Annotated in this window: 15 protein-coding genes; 3 read left to right on the top strand and 12 right to left on the bottom strand. The window is 52.3% G+C overall.

Annotated elements, in window-relative coordinates; all coding sequences use genetic code 11:
• Positions 1–6: 6 nt before the first annotated feature.
• Genes lolE through lolC form a run of 3 tightly spaced genes read right to left on the bottom strand, consistent with a single transcriptional unit; the run spans position 7 to position 3,144 of the window.
• Entirely contained in the window at positions 7–1,251 is a 1,245-nt protein-coding gene (lolE, locus tag SBG_RS05510; protein ID WP_000168097.1) for a lipoprotein-releasing ABC transporter permease subunit LolE, read from the bottom strand.
• Complete coding sequence (lolD, locus tag SBG_RS05505; protein WP_001033715.1) at positions 1,251–1,952, bottom strand: lipoprotein-releasing ABC transporter ATP-binding protein LolD; 702 nt, start codon at positions 1,950–1,952, stop codon at positions 1,251–1,253. The genes lolE and lolD overlap by 1 nt, the downstream gene beginning before the upstream one ends.
• The gene (lolC, locus tag SBG_RS05500; protein ID WP_000284701.1) at positions 1,945–3,144 is read right to left on the bottom strand and encodes a lipoprotein-releasing ABC transporter permease subunit LolC; all 1,200 of its coding nucleotides are present in this window, start codon (positions 3,142–3,144) and stop codon (positions 1,945–1,947) included. Before lolC ends, lolD begins: the two co-directional genes overlap by 8 nt.
• A gap of 336 nt (positions 3,145–3,480) precedes the next feature.
• Here lolC and mfd point away from each other — a divergent pair, with 336 nt between their 5' ends.
• A complete protein-coding gene (gene mfd / locus SBG_RS05495) occupies positions 3,481–6,927 on the top strand; it encodes a transcription-repair coupling factor (RefSeq protein WP_001114317.1) in 3,447 nt (1,148 codons plus the stop codon).
• 147 nt (positions 6,928–7,074) lie between these two features.
• Complete coding sequence (gene ldtC, locus SBG_RS05490; protein WP_000917046.1) at positions 7,075–8,040, top strand: L,D-transpeptidase LdtC; 966 nt, start codon at positions 7,075–7,077, stop codon at positions 8,038–8,040.
• A gap of 139 nt (positions 8,041–8,179) precedes the next feature.
• On the opposite strand, the gene bhsA is transcribed toward ldtC, so the two are convergent.
• Positions 8,180–8,437, bottom strand: coding sequence for a multiple stress resistance protein BhsA (gene bhsA, locus SBG_RS05485; RefSeq protein ID WP_000800157.1), 258 nt, complete (start codon positions 8,435–8,437; stop codon positions 8,180–8,182).
• A gap of 239 nt (positions 8,438–8,676) precedes the next feature.
• Between bhsA and comR the strand changes: the two genes are divergently transcribed.
• Positions 8,677–9,312 (top strand): TetR family copper-responsive transcriptional repressor ComR, encoded by a 636-nt coding sequence (gene comR, locus SBG_RS05480; protein ID WP_000205977.1) that lies wholly within the window; start codon positions 8,677–8,679, stop codon positions 9,310–9,312.
• Between the two features lie 74 nt (positions 9,313–9,386).
• Here the strand turns inward: comR and SBG_RS05475 are convergent, their stop codons facing one another.
• From SBG_RS05475 to hinT, 8 genes are all read right to left on the bottom strand, one after another.
• The gene (locus SBG_RS05475) at positions 9,387–9,926 is read right to left on the bottom strand and encodes a glycine zipper 2TM domain-containing protein (RefSeq protein WP_001043444.1); all 540 of its coding nucleotides are present in this window, start codon (positions 9,924–9,926) and stop codon (positions 9,387–9,389) included.
• Between the two features lie 186 nt (positions 9,927–10,112).
• A complete protein-coding gene (gene ndh, locus SBG_RS05470) occupies positions 10,113–11,417 on the bottom strand; it encodes an NADH-quinone dehydrogenase (protein WP_000211058.1) in 1,305 nt (434 codons plus the stop codon).
• 320 nt (positions 11,418–11,737) lie between these two features.
• Entirely contained in the window at positions 11,738–12,280 is a 543-nt protein-coding gene (gene ycfP / locus SBG_RS05465; RefSeq protein ID WP_000587939.1) for an alpha/beta hydrolase YcfP, read from the bottom strand.
• A 24-nt stretch (positions 12,281–12,304) separates the two neighbouring features.
• Positions 12,305–13,330 carry a beta-N-acetylhexosaminidase gene (nagZ, locus tag SBG_RS05460; protein WP_000529343.1) on the bottom strand — a complete coding sequence of 342 codons (1,026 nt, stop codon included), beginning with the start codon at positions 13,328–13,330 and terminating at the stop codon, positions 12,305–12,307.
• A gap of 10 nt (positions 13,331–13,340) precedes the next feature.
• Entirely contained in the window at positions 13,341–14,165 is an 825-nt protein-coding gene (gene thiK / locus SBG_RS05455; RefSeq protein WP_001212572.1) for a thiamine kinase, read from the bottom strand.
• Entirely contained in the window at positions 14,146–14,784 is a 639-nt protein-coding gene (gene lpoB, locus SBG_RS05450) for a penicillin-binding protein activator LpoB (protein ID WP_024134990.1), read from the bottom strand. Before lpoB ends, thiK begins: the two co-directional genes overlap by 20 nt.
• Before the next feature lie 13 nt (positions 14,785–14,797).
• A complete protein-coding gene (locus tag SBG_RS05445) occupies positions 14,798–15,172 on the bottom strand; it encodes a YcfL family protein (RefSeq protein WP_000617904.1) in 375 nt (124 codons plus the stop codon).
• A 12-nt stretch (positions 15,173–15,184) separates the two neighbouring features.
• Entirely contained in the window at positions 15,185–15,538 is a 354-nt protein-coding gene (gene hinT / locus SBG_RS05440) for a purine nucleoside phosphoramidase (RefSeq protein ID WP_015702824.1), read from the bottom strand.
• Positions 15,539–15,668 lie beyond the last annotated feature (130 nt).

The raw sequence follows: 15,668 nt of genomic DNA, 5'->3' as shown, positions 1-15,668 counted from the left end.
CCGCGATTACTGGCCGCTCAATACTCGCGCTGGGTCAATGTTGCTCGCCCGCCGCGCCGGATACCAACTCGCCAGTAAGCTTAATAACAACGCCGTGACCAGTACGTAAACAACATCTAACCAGTGCAATTCGGATGGCAGGAAGTCGATAAAATAGATATCGCCGGACAAAAACTGATGCCCGATCGCTTTTTCAATCCCATTAATAATAGTGGTAAGCTGAAGCGAAACGACAATGCCGAGCACTACGCCAATCAGGCTGCCTGCCAACCCCGCCAGGAGTCCATACCAGACAAAAATGGCGCGAATTAAACCATCTTTTGCTCCCAGTGTTCTTAACACTGCAATGTCGCCGCTTTTGTCTTTTACCGCCATCACTAAGGTGGAAACGATATTAAAACAGGCCACGCCGATCACCAGAATCATTGCCAGATACATAATGGCGCGAATCATCTGAATATCGCGATACATATAGCCGTAGGTGCCAATCCAGCTTTTAATATAAACATAGCTATTAGTCACCTCGCCCGCGTCCCGTACCAGCTTGTTGGCGTTAAACACGTCATGGACTTTCAGTGCGATACCGGAAACACTGGACCCCATATCCAGATACTGCTGCGCATCTGCAAGCGGGATCATGGCAAAACTGTGATCGAGCTGGCCGCTCAGTTGCAAAATACCGATGACATGCAAACGTACGCGTTTTGGCTGGAGCAGTTTATGATCGGCGTTAGCATTGGGGATCATTATTGACACCCAGTCGCCCTGTTTCACTTTCAGCGCATCGGCGACGCCTTTACCGATAATGACCTGCTGCTCGCCCGCTTTGAAATGATCCCAGGCGTGATTCTGTACAAATGACGGTAGCGCACTCAACTGCTGCTCTTGCTTAGGGTCGACGCCTTTAACCTGAATCGCACGTAAGTTCGCCCCGCTCTCTACCAGGCCGGTAAAGTTGATATACGGCGCGGCGGCGGCAATACCCGGCACTTTCTGCACTTTTGCCAGCGCTTCACGCCAGTTGGTCCACGGCTGGTTGACGGCTTCAATTTCCCCGTGCGGCACCACCGCCAGGATACGATTATTCAGCTCGCGTTCGAAACCGTTCATGGCGCTTAAACCGACGATTAATACCGCCACGCCAAGCGCAATACCAATAGTAGAAATCACGGAAATGAGCGAAACCATACCGCCGCGCCGCCGTCCGCGACTGAAACGCAACCCAATTAACAGTGATAAAGGCGATGCCATTACTCCGCCCCCATCAGGCTCAGTTCCGCCGTCAGGCGGCCATCACGCATCTCAAGCTGGCGGCGCATTCGTTTCGCCAGTTGCAGATCATGAGTCACAACTAAAAATGCGGTTCCCTGCAGGCGATTTAACTCGCCCAGAAGTCCAAAAATACTGTCGGCGTTACGCGCGTCCAGATTACCAGTCGGTTCATCAGCCAGAACCAAACGGGGGTTGTTAACCAACGCACGCGCAATCGCGACACGCTGGCGCTCACCGCCGGAAAGCTCTGAAGGGCGATGGGTAGCACGATGCTCCAGCCCTACAGCGTGCAGCATCTCACGCGCACGCGCATCAATCTCCGTCGGCTTTTTTTTGCCGATCAACAATGGCATCGCCACGTTTTCCAGCGCGGTAAAATCCGGCAAAAGATGGTGAAACTGATAAATAAACCCCAACTTCTGGTTACGTAATTCCGCTTTTGCCGCGGAGGAGAGTTTGCTCATCGGCTGCCCGCTAAAAATCACATCGCCGGACGTTGGCGTATCCAGACCGCCTAACAGATGCAGCAGCGTACTTTTACCAGAACCTGAGCTGCCGACGATTGCCATCATTTCGCCTTCGCCGATACTGAAGCTGACATTGTGCAGCACGTCGGTTTGCACAGTGCCTTCCTGATAGCGTTTGCACAGGTTGTCGCATTGCAACAGGATCTTATTCATAACGTAAAGCCTCAGCGGGTTGAGTGGCGGCAGCGCGCCAGGAAGGATAAAGCGTAGAAAGCAGCGCGATGGCCATTGCCACCAACGCGATAACGATCACCTGTAACGGCTCTATCGCCACGGGCAACGCAGCGCCATCCAGAAACGCGCCGATGATCGGCATCAGGTTATTCAGTTGGCTGGCAAGCAATGCGCCCAGCGCGGCGCCCAACAGCGCGCCGATAATCCCGGCACTGGCGCCCTGCACCATAAAGACCATCATAATTTGTCGCGGCGTCAGCCCCTGGGTTTGTAAAATCGCCACTTCGCCCTGCTTCTCCATAACCATCAGGCCCAACGAGGTAATAATATTAAAAGCCGCAACGGCCACGATCAGGCTTAACAATAGCCCCATCATGTTCTTTTCCATGCGGACGGCCTGGAACAGCTCCCCTTTACGTTCGCGCCAGTCCTGCCATTTCGTGCCATTTGGCAGTGTCTGCTGACTAAGCGTATCGACTTTCAGCGGTTCATCCAGCCACAAGCGCCAGCCGGTAATATGACCTGCCGGATAGCGCATTAAACGCGACGCGTCCTGAATATTGACCAGCATTTCATAGCCATCGACCTCGCTGTTGGCGGCAAACGTACCAATCACCGTAAACAGACGCTGGCTGGGCAGGCGTCCCATTGGCGTAAACTGGCTGGCGGACGGCACCATTACCCGAATTTGATCGCCACGGTTGACCCCTAACTGGCCGGCGAGTTGCTCGCCGAGGATGACATTATACTTACCCGGTTGTAATTCGCTTTGCTTCACATTGACCAGATACGGCGTTAATGGATCTTTTTGCGCCGGATCGATCCCCAACATCACGCCAACCGCAACACTGCGGGCGCTTTGCAGCACGACATCCCCCGTCGTTAGCGGCGCAATACGGTTAACACCTTGCAGAACCACGGCTTTTTCAGGCACCTGATTCGGGTTAAGAGAGCCATGTTCAGCGGAGAGAATAGCCTGCGGCATCAAACCAAGAATGTTATTTTGCAGTTCTCGCTCAAAACCGTTCATCACTGACAATACCGTGACCAGGGCCATCACCCCCAGGGTAATGCCGATAGTGGAAAGCCAGGAAACGAAGCGACCGAAGCGATCTGCTGCACGCCCACGCATATAACGCAGGCCGATGAATAGAGCGACAGGTTGATACATGTAATCCGTCTGGTTGCTGTTAGCAAAGTCTCGAGTATATAAGCGAAAGCGGAATGCGTAAATGACTGAACCGTAAGTGTTCGTCAGTGTTATTCTGAAAAATGTCGGTAAATCAAATCACTTGTGCGTCCCTCCCCGTCTGTCCGGCGCGTTATCCGGCGGATTCAATTTGCTAATAGACAACGATCGCGGATAATAAAGAACATTGCTTATCAGTGATATGCCCCTGAATACCTGAGCCCTTCATGCTGTCACGGCGTGCAGCCAATCATGAAGCAGCCTGAAGGATGACGCGTAAAGTGTGGCGTAAAACAAAAAGAGATACAGACAATCGTTATGCCTGAAAAACAACGTTACACGCTGCCAACAAAAGCGGGCGATCAGCGCCAGCTGGGCGAGCTTACCGGCGCCGCCTGCGCCACGCTGGTGGCGGAGATAGCCGAACAACATACCGGCCCGGTGGTGCTTTTAGCACCTGACATGCAAAATGCTCTGCGACTCCATGATGAAATCCGCCAGTTTACCGATCAAATGGTCATGAATTTGGCCGACTGGGAAACACTGCCGTATGACAGCTTCTCCCCCCATCAGGAGATTATCTCTTCGCGTCTGTCTACGCTCTACCAGTTGCCATCAATGCAGCGCGGCGTCTTGATTGTGCCGGTAAATACTCTGATGCAACGCGTATGCCCGCATAGCTACTTGCATGGCCATGCGCTGGTGATGAAAAAAGGCCAGCGGCTGTCCCGCGACGCCCTGCGCGTGCAACTTGACAGCGCCGGTTATCGGCACGTCGATCAGGTCATGGAGCATGGTGAATACGCGACGCGCGGTGCGCTGCTGGATCTTTTCCCGATGGGCAGCGAACAGCCTTATCGTCTCGACTTTTTTGATGATGAAATCGACAGTCTGCGTCTGTTTGATGCAGATACCCAGCGCACGCTGGAAGAAGTTGAGGCAATCAATTTACTGCCTGCGCACGAGTTCCCTACCGACAAAGCCGCCATTGAGCTTTTCCGCAGTCAATGGCGTGATACCTTTGAGGTGAAACGCGACGCCGAACACATTTATCAACAGGTTAGCAAAGGTACCCTGCCCGCCGGGATCGAATACTGGCAGCCGCTCTTTTTCAGCGAACCACTACCACCGTTATTCAGCTACTTTCCCGCCAATACTCTGGTGGTGAATACCGGCTCGTTGGAAACCAGCGCAGAACGCTTTCAGGCCGATACGCTGGCGCGTTTTGAAAACCGCGGCGTCGATCCTATGCGCCCGCTTCTGCCGCCGAAAGCGCTCTGGCTGAAGGTGGAGGAGCTTTTTTCCGAGCTTAAACGTTGGCCTCGCCTGCAGCTTAAAACCGAACATTTGCCGGAAAAAGCGGCTAATACCAATCTCGGATTCCAGAAATTACCAGATTTGGCTATCCAGGCGCAGCAAAAAGCGCCGCTGGACGCGCTACGTAAATTCCTTGAATCTTTTAGCGGCCCGGTGATTTTCTCCGTGGAAAGCGAGGGGCGTCGCGAAGCGCTGGGGGAACTGCTTGCCCGCATAAAAATCGCGCCAAAACGGATTTTGCGTCTGAACGAGGCGCAGGATGCGGGACGCTATCTGATGATTGGCGCTGCGGAACATGGTTTTATCGACGCCCAACGTCATCTGGCGCTGATTTGTGAAAGCGATCTGTTGGGTGAACGGGTCGCGCGCCGTCGCCAGGATTCCCGCCGCACGATTAATCCGGATACGTTAATTCGTAACCTGGCGGAGTTACACGTCGGCCAACCGGTGGTGCATCTTGAACACGGCGTCGGGCGCTATGCCGGCATGACCACACTTGAGGCTGGCGGCATTAAAGGCGAGTATCTGATGCTCACGTACGCCAATGACGCCAGATTGTATGTCCCTGTCTCCTCATTGCATCTGATTAGCCGCTATGCTGGCGGCGCGGAAGAGAATGCACCGCTCCATAAACTGGGTGGCGACGCCTGGTCGCGCGCCCGGCAAAAAGCGGCAGAAAAAGTGCGCGATGTGGCGGCGGAACTCCTGGATATTTATGCGCAACGAGCGGCAAAAGAAGGGTTTGCCTTTAAGCACGATCGTGAACAGTATCAATTGTTCTGCGACAGCTTCCCGTTTGAAACGACCCCTGATCAGGCGCAGGCTATTAATGCCGTATTGAGCGATATGTGCCAACCGCTGGCGATGGACAGGCTGGTCTGCGGTGACGTAGGCTTCGGTAAAACCGAAGTGGCGATGCGCGCCGCATTCCTGGCGGTGGAGAACCATAAACAGGTCGCCGTGCTGGTGCCGACCACCCTGCTGGCGCAACAGCACTATGACAATTTCCGCGATCGTTTCGCCAACTGGCCGGTACGCATTGAGATGCTCTCTCGCTTTCGCAGCGCCAAAGAACAGGCGCAAATCCTGGCGGAAGCCGCTGAGGGTAAAATTGACATTCTGATCGGCACCCACAAGTTGCTGCAAAGCGATGTCAAGCTGCGCGATCTTGGCTTACTGATTGTCGATGAAGAACACCGTTTCGGCGTGCGCCACAAAGAACGGATTAAAGCGATGCGCGCCGACGTGGATATTCTGACGCTTACGGCGACGCCTATCCCGCGGACACTGAATATGGCGATGAGCGGTATGCGCGATCTCTCCATTATCGCGACGCCGCCTGCCCGCCGTCTGGCGGTAAAAACCTTTGTCCGTGAGTACGATAGTCTGGTCGTGCGGGAAGCCATTCTGCGTGAAATTCTGCGTGGCGGTCAGGTTTACTATTTGTACAACGACGTGGAAAACATTCAAAAAGCGGCAGAAAAACTGGCGGAACTGGTGCCAGAAGCACGCATCGCCATTGGTCATGGGCAGATGCGTGAACGGGAGCTGGAACGGGTGATGAACGATTTCCATCATCAACGTTTTAACGTGCTGGTGTGTACCACCATTATCGAAACGGGGATTGATATCCCCACCGCGAACACGATTATTATCGAACGCGCGGACCATTTTGGCCTCGCACAGTTACACCAGTTACGCGGTCGTGTAGGACGTTCGCACCATCAGGCCTACGCCTGGCTGCTAACGCCGCATCCTAAAGCGATGACCACCGATGCGCAAAAACGGCTGGAAGCGATTGCGTCGCTGGAGGATTTAGGCGCCGGGTTTGCGCTGGCGACCCACGATCTGGAAATCCGCGGCGCGGGCGAACTGTTGGGTGAAGAGCAAAGTGGCTCAATGGAAACCATTGGCTTCTCGCTTTATATGGAACTGCTGGAAAATGCGGTCGATGCGTTGAAAGCAGGCCGCGAACCATCGCTGGAAGATCTCACCAGTCAGCAAACGGAAGTCGAGTTACGAATGCCCTCGTTACTGCCGGATGATTTTATTCCGGATGTTAATACCCGACTGTCGTTCTATAAACGCATTGCCAGCGCGAAGAGCGAAAACGAGCTGGAAGAAATCAAAGTGGAATTGATCGATCGCTTCGGCTTGCTACCCGATCCGGCACGTAATCTACTGGATATCGCCCGCCTGCGCCAACAGGCGCAAAAGCTCGGTATCCGAAAACTGGAAAGTAACGAGAAAGGCGGAACAATTGAGTTTGCAGAGAAAAACCATGTCGATCCCGCCTGGCTTATTGGGTTACTGCAAAAACAACCGCAGCATTTCCGTCTGGATGGCCCGACACGCCTCAAGTTTATTCAGGATTTAAGCGAACGGAAAACGCGCATAGACTGGGTACGACAGTTTATGCAACAACTGGAAGAAAACGCCATCACATAAACATCAGGCCGGGTGTCATTTCCTCTCACCCGGCCTCATCTTTACAAATTCTTTGCACTTCCCTGCAATTCCAGACACAGCCAACCGCCATAATTCTTATTTCTTCTTTTATAAAAATAACCATATAATAATCATGGGTTTATTGTAATGTTAAAAAATACGCGACTCTCTCGCTGGCTGGCGTTTATCGCGCTTGCTGCGACCATAACGCTTGCCCTCCCCACGCAGGCGAATACCTGGCCTCTTCCACCTCCCGGCAGTCGACTGGTAGGGGAAAATAAATTTCATGTCGTTGAAGACGACGGCGGTTCGCTGGAAGCTATCGCCAAAAAATATAACGTGGGTTTTTTAGCTTTGTTACAGGCCAACCCCGGCATTGACCCATATGTGCCACGTGCAGGCAGCGTACTGACGATTCCGCTGCAAACACTGCTGCCGGATGTGCCGCGCGAGGGCATTGTCATTAATCTTGCGGAATTACGCCTTTATTATTATCAACCCGGGAAAAATACCGTTACGGTCTACCCTATCGGAATTGGTCAACTGGGCGGCGATACGTTAACGCCAACGATGGTAACAACCGTATCAGATAAACGCGCCAACCCGACATGGACGCCTACTGCGAATATTCGCGCACGCTATAAAGCGCAAGGCATCGATCTTCCCGCTGTCGTGCCTGCCGGGCCCGATAACCCGATGGGGCATCATGCAATTCGTTTAGCGGCTTACGGCGGTGTTTATCTGCTGCATGGCACTAATGCCGATTTTGGCATTGGTATGCGCGTCAGTTCCGGCTGTATCCGCCTGCGCGATGGCGATATAGAGACCTTGTTCCGCCAGGTTACGCCGGGAACCAAAGTGAATATCATTAATACGCCGATTAAAGCTTCGGTAGAACCTGGCGGCGTACGGCTGGTAGAGGTTCATCAGCCGCTGTCTAAAAATATTGGTGACGATCCTCAGGTACTGCCGATTATCCTGAATGGTCCCATGCAGACGTTTAAAGACGCGCCGCAGACCGACGCTGTAGTCATGGATCATGTTATGGAAGCACGTTCCGGAATGCCTGTAGACGTGACCCGTCATCCGGAGACAAAACCGCAGTCGCTGTAAACGTTACGGTATTATGGCTTCATAAGGTAGCCGGATAGCGACCAGTACTTTATCTGACCGACAAAAAAGCCTCGCGATGTATCGCGTGGCTTTTTCTTTTTATGCTGGCAATCGCAGTAGCATTAATGAGGGTTAAGGCTTACTTGTAGATAACCGCGGTACCGTGAAGTGTGTTTGGACCCGTAACAGAGGTAATACGGAAAGACTTCGCGCCCATTTCTTCCGCTTTCTGTGCCAGTTGATCTTCCAGCGATCCGAGATTAGTTCCGCCATTCGCAGAAATCGTACCGAATTTCTGTTGACCTTCTGGCGTTGCCTGCACTTCAACGGCAGCAAAACTGGCGAACGAGAGCGAACCAAGAACTGCGGCAGCGATGAGGGTTTTTACGTTTTTCATAGTGGTGACCTTTTGCAGATGAACAGGTATCGTAAGCATTAACTTAACGATCGATAAATTAATCATAGATGTGATCTATATCACACGTCAACCTCTTTTTATAATGATCGTTATATAATTTATAAAGGTGTTATTTTTCATGTGAATAGAATTGATTTATTTTTCTAATGAATACTCTGGAGCCAGACGTCGTTTGTTTTTATAATAAAGATTCCCTCCTAAGCAGGTACAACGGCATTATGACAACAGATACCACACGTTGCGTGAAGAAAAGCCGTGGCCGACCGAAAGTGTTCGACAGGGAAGCCGCGCTTGATAAGGCCATGGCACTTTTCTGGCAGCACGGTTATGAAGCAACCTCGCTTGCCGATCTCGTAGAGGCTACCGGGGCAAAAGCACCTACCCTCTATGCGGAGTTCACCAACAAAGAAGGATTATTTCGCGCCGTACTGGATCGCTACATCACCCGCTTTGCCTCAAAGCATGAAGCCCAGCTCTTTTGCGAAGGGAAAAGCGTTGAATCCGCGCTGGAAGATTATTTCAGAGAAATTGCCGCCTGCTTTACCAGTACAGATACGCCGGCAGGCTGCTTTATGATCAATACCTCCGCCACCCTGGCGGCCTCCTCGCGCGAAATCGCCCGTACAGTAAAATCACGCCACGCTATGCAGGAACAGACGCTCGTCCAGTTTTTGCGCCAGCGTCAGGAGCACGGCGAAATTCCGTCACATTGTAACCCACAGACGCTCGCGGAATATTTAAACTGTATTTTACAGGGTATGTCGATTAGCGCCCGTGAAGGCGCCACTTTCGAACAACTGATGCAAATTGCGCAGACAACGTTGCGCATCTGGCCTGAACTACTCAAGTCCTGAACGACGCAGTTTCTGATAAAAAAAAGCCCCTCAGCCTGAGCGAATGAGGGGCTAACTTGCAGAGTACAACTTTTTTATGCTTTGTTATTCAGAATTAATTGACCATTACTGTCGAGAGGGATCTGCGTTCCGGGGTCTTTGTCCATACGGATTTTACCCTGCTGATCGCCAATTTTGTACGTCACGTCGTAGCCAAGCATCTTTTCAGATTTGTCATACACCGTTTTACAGCGCTGTTGCGTGGTAGTGTAAGTATCACTTTCTTGTAATGACCCCTGAATCTGGTTACCTGCATATCCCCCGCCCAACGCCCCGACTACTGTCGCCACATCTTTACCGCGGCCGCCACCAAACTGGTGTCCAATCACGCCCCCGGCTACTGCGCCAAGTACCGAGCCGGCAATGCGGTTTTCGTCCTGCACTGGCTTGCGATGCGTGACCGTAACATTACGACACTCCTGACGCGGCGTTTTTACCGTCTCTTTAATGGGTTTAGCCGATATGACCTGCGCATATTGCGGACCACGATCAAAGACATTGAGACTGGCTACCGCCGCCACACCCAGCGCAGCCGCTACGCCAATCCCTATACCCGCCAACATTGATTTATTCACGGGAGTTCCTCCTTCGTTGCTATTGGTAACAATTTTGCAACCAGTATGCGAACAGAGCCAATCGGAATGAGGATGAAAAATGCAGGATTATCAGGTAAAGCCGAAGGATTCGGACAACTCCGAAGAAAGATAGCGTCAGTACTGAGCAGCGCTCACCGACAAAACAGCCGGTGAGCCGCAGAAAGATTAATGCAGTTTCAGGCGCGGACGAATGACGCGGTTAATACTCCCCACCAGCATCATCAACCCGGTTTTAAAGTATCCATGCAAGGCTATCTGATGCATACGGTATAGCGAGATATACACGAAGCGGGCGATACGCCCTTCAATCATCATGGAACCGCGGGTCAGGTTCCCCATCAGGCTGCCTACCGTAGAGAAGTTGGACAGCGACACCAGCGAACCATGATCTTTATACTGATAGGCTTTCAGCGGTTTGCCATTCATTTGTGCCAGAATGTTATTCATTGCGCAGCTGGCCATCTGATGCGCGGCCTGGGCACGAGGCGGTACAAAGCCCCCTTCAGGGCGAGCGCAGGAGGCGCAGTCACCAATCGCGTAAATATCAGGATCGCGCGTCGTTTGTAGGGTCGGCTCCACCACCAGCTGATTAATGCGGTTAGTTTCCAGACCGCCAATATCTTTCATAAAATCTGGCGCTTTAATACCAGCCGCCCATACCATCAGGTCAGCCTGGATATATTCCCCTTCTTTGGTGTGCAAACCACCCTCGTCAGCACTGGTAACCATGGTTTGAGTCAGAACACGAACGCCCAGTTTGGTCAGTTCATTATGCGCAGCGCTGGAGATACGCGGCGGCAACGCAGGCAAAATACGCTCACCAGCCTCAACCAGAGTCACATTCAGCGCGTCGTTGGTCAGCCCTTTATAACCATAGCTATGCAGCTGTTTTACCGCATTGTGCAATTCAGCCGACAGCTCAACCCCGGTGGCGCCGCCGCCAACGATAGCGATGTTAACCTTACCGTTAGTCCCCAGGTTAGCCGAATATTTGAGGAACAGGTTCAGCATCTCCTGGTGGAAACGGCGTGCCTGATGCGGGTTGTCGAGGAAAATACAATGCTCTTTTACACCCGGCGTATTGAAATCATTAGAGGTGCTGCCCAGCGCCATGACCAGCGTGTCATACGCGATTTTGCGCTCCGGAACCAGAAGCTCACCCTTTTCATCACGCAATTCAGCAATAGTGATAGTTTTCGCTTCCCGGTCGATATCCATTACCGACCCCAGTTGAAACTGAAAACCGTGATTACGCGCATGAGCCAGATAGCTCAGCGCATCAACGCCCTCATCCAGAGAACCGGTTGCTACTTCGTGCAGCAACGGTTTCCACAGGTGACTATGGTTTCTGTCTACCAGCGTGATTTTCGCTTTTTTCTTGCGCCCCAGTTTATGGCCTAACTGTGTCGCCATTTCCAGTCCGCCAGCGCCGCCGCCGACAATCACGATCTTTTTTAATGGTGTAGTCAACGTGACCCCCTTAAATTTATTAACCAATTGTTAATTAAAAGTTATTTACATAGCCTTTAATTAACAACAAGTTACGTCAATGAACATTAGCTTCTGATATGAGAATAGCATGAACGGTGCATTGGTCATACCAAAATTGATGTGCATCAAGTTTTGATGCTGAAAAGATAGACAACAAGCGGAAGTTGAGCATAAAAAACCAGCCCGCAGGCTGGTCCCGGTTATCGACAATGCCGTATGGCCAGATAGCGCCGCTAACACCTTATCCGGCTTACGGTCACGGACTCTGTCAGCCCGATAAACGCAGCGCCATCAAGGCGTCACCCCAGCGTTTTAAAGGCTTTAATACGTTGTAAGTGCGGCGAAATGTTTTTGAACTTGTGGGTCTGTTCCTCATCCCACACAATTTCATAATACGGGTGAAGCGCTTCTGCTGAACGCTGGCTGTCCAGCGCTTCGTCATGACGAGAAAGGATCACCAGACAACGATCGCGGTTTTTTTCGCGAAAGTTAGTCACACACTTCGTGGCGATGTCAGCGTATTCTTCCGGGCGATCAATTTTCCCTTCCATGTTTTCATAGGGAAACAGGTTCGGGTTAAACACGACCTGACGGATATCGCACAGAAAACCAATCCGCTCCGCCCAGTAACCACCAAGCCCTACCCCACAGATTAAAGGCCGATCGTCCACATTAAGTTGCAACATTTTGTCCACTTCTTTCAGCAGATGCTGCATATCATGCTTAGGATGCCGCGTACTGTAACTTACCAGCCTGACATCCGGGTCGATAAACTGTAATTGCAACACTTTCTCATGGTTGCCCGGACTATTTGAATCAAAACCGTGTAAATAAATAATCATCTGGCACCCTCACGAAAACTCGAGTTAATGACCTGCTTTTTCTTCCTGCCAGCGTTCATGCAACTGGTTGAGCTGAGCACTGGCGGTTTTCCAGCGTGCTGAGTCCATGAGCTCCCGGCGCGAAAATGAACCTTTATGATACAAATGTGTAACACGCTCTGCTTTGATCGGCGACAGATTATCCAACACGCTGACTGCGCCTTTACGATTATTACAGACCAGAATCATATCGCAACCCGCGTCCAGCGATGCCTGAGCGCGTTCAGCATAGCTACCCATAATCGCCGCCCCTTCCATCGAGAGATCATCAGAGAAAATCACGCCATCAAAACCCAGTTCCTGACGTAGCACGGTTTTCAACCAGTGTGGCGACCCGCTTGCCGGACGCGAATCAACCGCGCTGTAGATGACGTGCGCAGGCATAATCGCATCCAGCTTATTCTCGCTAATCAGCGTGCGAAATACCGACATATCTTTGTCACGAATGACAGCTTCAGGGCGCGGATCGCATGGCGTCTCTTTGTGGGAATCCGCCGTGACTGCGCCGTGACCGGGAAAATGTTTACCGGTTGTTTTCATTCCGGCGTCATGCATACCGTCAATAAAGCGCGTCGCCATTGCCAGTACTTTTGTAGGATCGGCATGATAAGCACGCTCGCCGATGGCCGCGCTGATATGGCCGACATCCAGTACCGGCGCAAAACTAATATCAATATCCATCGCAATCATTTCGCTGGCCATCAGCCAGCCTGCTTCCTGCGCCAGCCGTCCTCCTTCTTCCTGTCCGAGTAACGCAAAGAAAGATTGCGCCGCGGGCAGGCGGGTAAATCCTTCGCGAAAACGCTGTACACGCCCGCCTTCCTGATCGACTGCCACCACCAGATGGTTACGCGACGCCGCCCGAATCTGTCGAACTAATTCACGTAGCTGTTCCGGATCATGGTAATTGCGCGTGAACAGAATGAGCCCGCCAACCAGCGGATGCGCCAGTATCTCCCGCTCTTCCGCATCCAGCTCACATCCTTCGACATTCAACATTACTGGACCCACACTGCTCTCCTCATCCTTTCATACGTAGCTGACGCCAGGTTTCATCGGCCAGCCTGATAAATTGTTGTTCGCCGGTTTGCCACCAGCGGTATTCGAACCACCCAGCCTTCAGCAGGTTGACCCAGGGTTGCCATAATCGTATCTGTCGCCATAACCGCCGTGGATCAATGCGCGCGCGCGCGGCATAAGCATCTGTTAGTTGTCGGTGCTGCCATTCATCGTCAACCCATACCGCCGCCAGTTCCAGCGCAATATCGCCGTCACCGGCATACTCCCAGTCAATCAACTTCAGCCCGGCGGACGTTAATACCATATTGCCGCCATGGACATCCATATGTAAAGGCGCAAGCCGCAGCGGACGGGGCTCCCCTTTTTTTTGCAGATATTTTAGCCGCCGCAACCAGAACGGCGTACGCCTCGCTGGATCGCAGCACGCCCAGTACTGTGCCAGCAATGGCGACAGTGCGATACGCCAGCCAAAACGCGGCTGTTGATGCAGATGATACAATAAGGCCGCCAGTTCGTCGGCATCCGGTAAGACGGAATTTACCGCGCCGTGCAAATATTCTACCGCCATCCACCCAGGGGTATAAAAAATCGGTCGGGGCGTGAGGCTGGCGGGTAAGCGGGATAACGCGTGATAATGACGTAGAAAATGGGACTCCGGGGCATCAGGGTCATGATGACGACGCAACACAATACGATGGGAACCATGTTCAATAATACAGCTCCCGCCGCTTAGCCCCTGTGATGCGGCGGCGGCAGGACGATACTGCGGGAAATAGCGCGACAGGATCTCGTCGCGCGTTAAAGAATTATTGTTGCTGAACCGCACCTTTACCTGACCAGATTATCTCGCCCGTTTGCACCAACATTAACTGCATCTGTAATGTGGGCGCGTTAACATTACCGGAGGCACTGGAGTAGAGCACATACTGCGCCCCAACATTGCGGGCAATACCTATCGCTTTACTGCGCGTCCCCAGGCTGTCCTGCGGAGACAACCCTAACTGTTGTTTTGCCACCGCTAATTGCTGTACGGAGACCAGGGTAAATTTACCATTATTAGCCAGGGCGTTACGCAATGTTTCGGTTGCTTCACCCGCGTTCAATGACCCATTCGTCCGGTTATTTACGCTATCGACAAGCAAGACGCTTCCGGCCGTCACGCCATCAGCCTGCAACATTTTGCTGACCATCGGTTGCATAGCCCCGTTCCAGTCATAGTGGCGCACCTTTGGCGCTGGCTGACCGGTTTGATCTTCATGTTCTATCGGCCCCGGTTGCTGCGGAATCGTTGGTACAGACGGCACAACAGGAGGCTGTGGCGGTTGCGTCGGTTGTTCTGGCGCGGGTTTTACCTCTTCAACTGGCGCAGGCTCGCGTTGCGCCACACACCCGGAGAGAAATATCGCCAGCGCGGCTACGGCAGCGTAGCGATGCATTTTTGTTATCAAAGTTCACTCCTTACAAATAAAGATAAAGCCTGACCTTATGCGCCCCCAGATAATTGGCGCTGCCAAATAACGTTACCGACGAATGCGCGGGTATGGTGACACGACGCGGTGTTTCCAGAGGATGCATTTCCAGTCCCCGGGCGTCATACCAGTAGAACCGATAATGTATAGTAACGGGTTCCTGCCTTTCGTTATAGACACGTGAAGAAGCTGATGGCTGGATATCAGACGCCGTCAGTTGTGGCTGTTCTGCGGTGACGCCTGCCGCCAGAACCGTAGACTCCATTACCAGCGACTGCTCATCGCTTACCGGAATTTCAGGGTGTGAGCGGCAGCCGGTAAGCAGCAGCAAGCCCAGAAAAATCGCGATGCATCCTCTGATCATTCTTACAAACCTTTATTTATGCGCAAGCATCGGGCCAAGCGGACGACCGCCCAGCAGGTGCATATGAATATGATAGACCTCCTGGCCTCCATGACGATTGGTATTCATGATTAAGCGATACCCCTCTTCGGCTATTCCTTCTTGTTCGGCGATTTTCGCCGCCACGGTGATCATCCGGCCAAGCGCCTGCTCATGTTCCGCCGTCGTGTCATTGACGGTCGGGATCAGGATATTGGGAACAATCAGGATATGCGTAGGTGCCTGCGGTGAAATATCGCGAAAGGCGGTGACCAGATCGTCCTGATAAACGATATCCGACGGGATCTCACGACGAATAATTTTGCTGAATATAGTTTCTTCTGCCACGACGTTTTCCTTTTTCATAATAGCCCTGTGACGCACATGCTACGCCAGGCCCCATTGCGAGTATAGAGTATGAGCGAGTTACCGGCGCCCTTTCAACTTTAACCCACGATTTTTTAAGTGAAAAATCGCT

The organism is Salmonella bongori NCTC 12419 (assembly GCF_000252995.1).
Taxonomy (GTDB): Bacteria; Pseudomonadota; Gammaproteobacteria; order Enterobacterales; family Enterobacteriaceae; genus Salmonella; species Salmonella bongori.
This window is presented reverse-complemented; position numbering and strand designations above follow the sequence as displayed.

Coding starts and splice junctions, on each gene's coding strand:
- ycfP (WP_000587939.1), bottom strand. CDS start 12,280: ATGATTATTTATTTACACGGTTTTGATTCAAATAGTCCGGGCAACCAT.
- SBG_RS05445 (WP_000617904.1), bottom strand. CDS start 15,172: ATGATCAGAGGATGCATCGCGATTTTTCTGGGCTTGCTGCTGCTTACC.
- lolE (WP_000168097.1), bottom strand. CDS start 1,251: ATGGCATCGCCTTTATCACTGTTAATTGGGTTGCGTTTCAGTCGCGGA.
- mfd (WP_001114317.1), top strand. CDS start 3,481: ATGCCTGAAAAACAACGTTACACGCTGCCAACAAAAGCGGGCGATCAG.
- lolD (WP_001033715.1), bottom strand. CDS start 1,952: ATGAATAAGATCCTGTTGCAATGCGACAACCTGTGCAAACGCTATCAG.
- comR (WP_000205977.1), top strand. CDS start 8,677: ATGACAACAGATACCACACGTTGCGTGAAGAAAAGCCGTGGCCGACCG.
- ldtC (WP_000917046.1), top strand. CDS start 7,075: ATGTTAAAAAATACGCGACTCTCTCGCTGGCTGGCGTTTATCGCGCTT.
- bhsA (WP_000800157.1), bottom strand. CDS start 8,437: ATGAAAAACGTAAAAACCCTCATCGCTGCCGCAGTTCTTGGTTCGCTC.
- lolC (WP_000284701.1), bottom strand. CDS start 3,144: ATGTATCAACCTGTCGCTCTATTCATCGGCCTGCGTTATATGCGTGGG.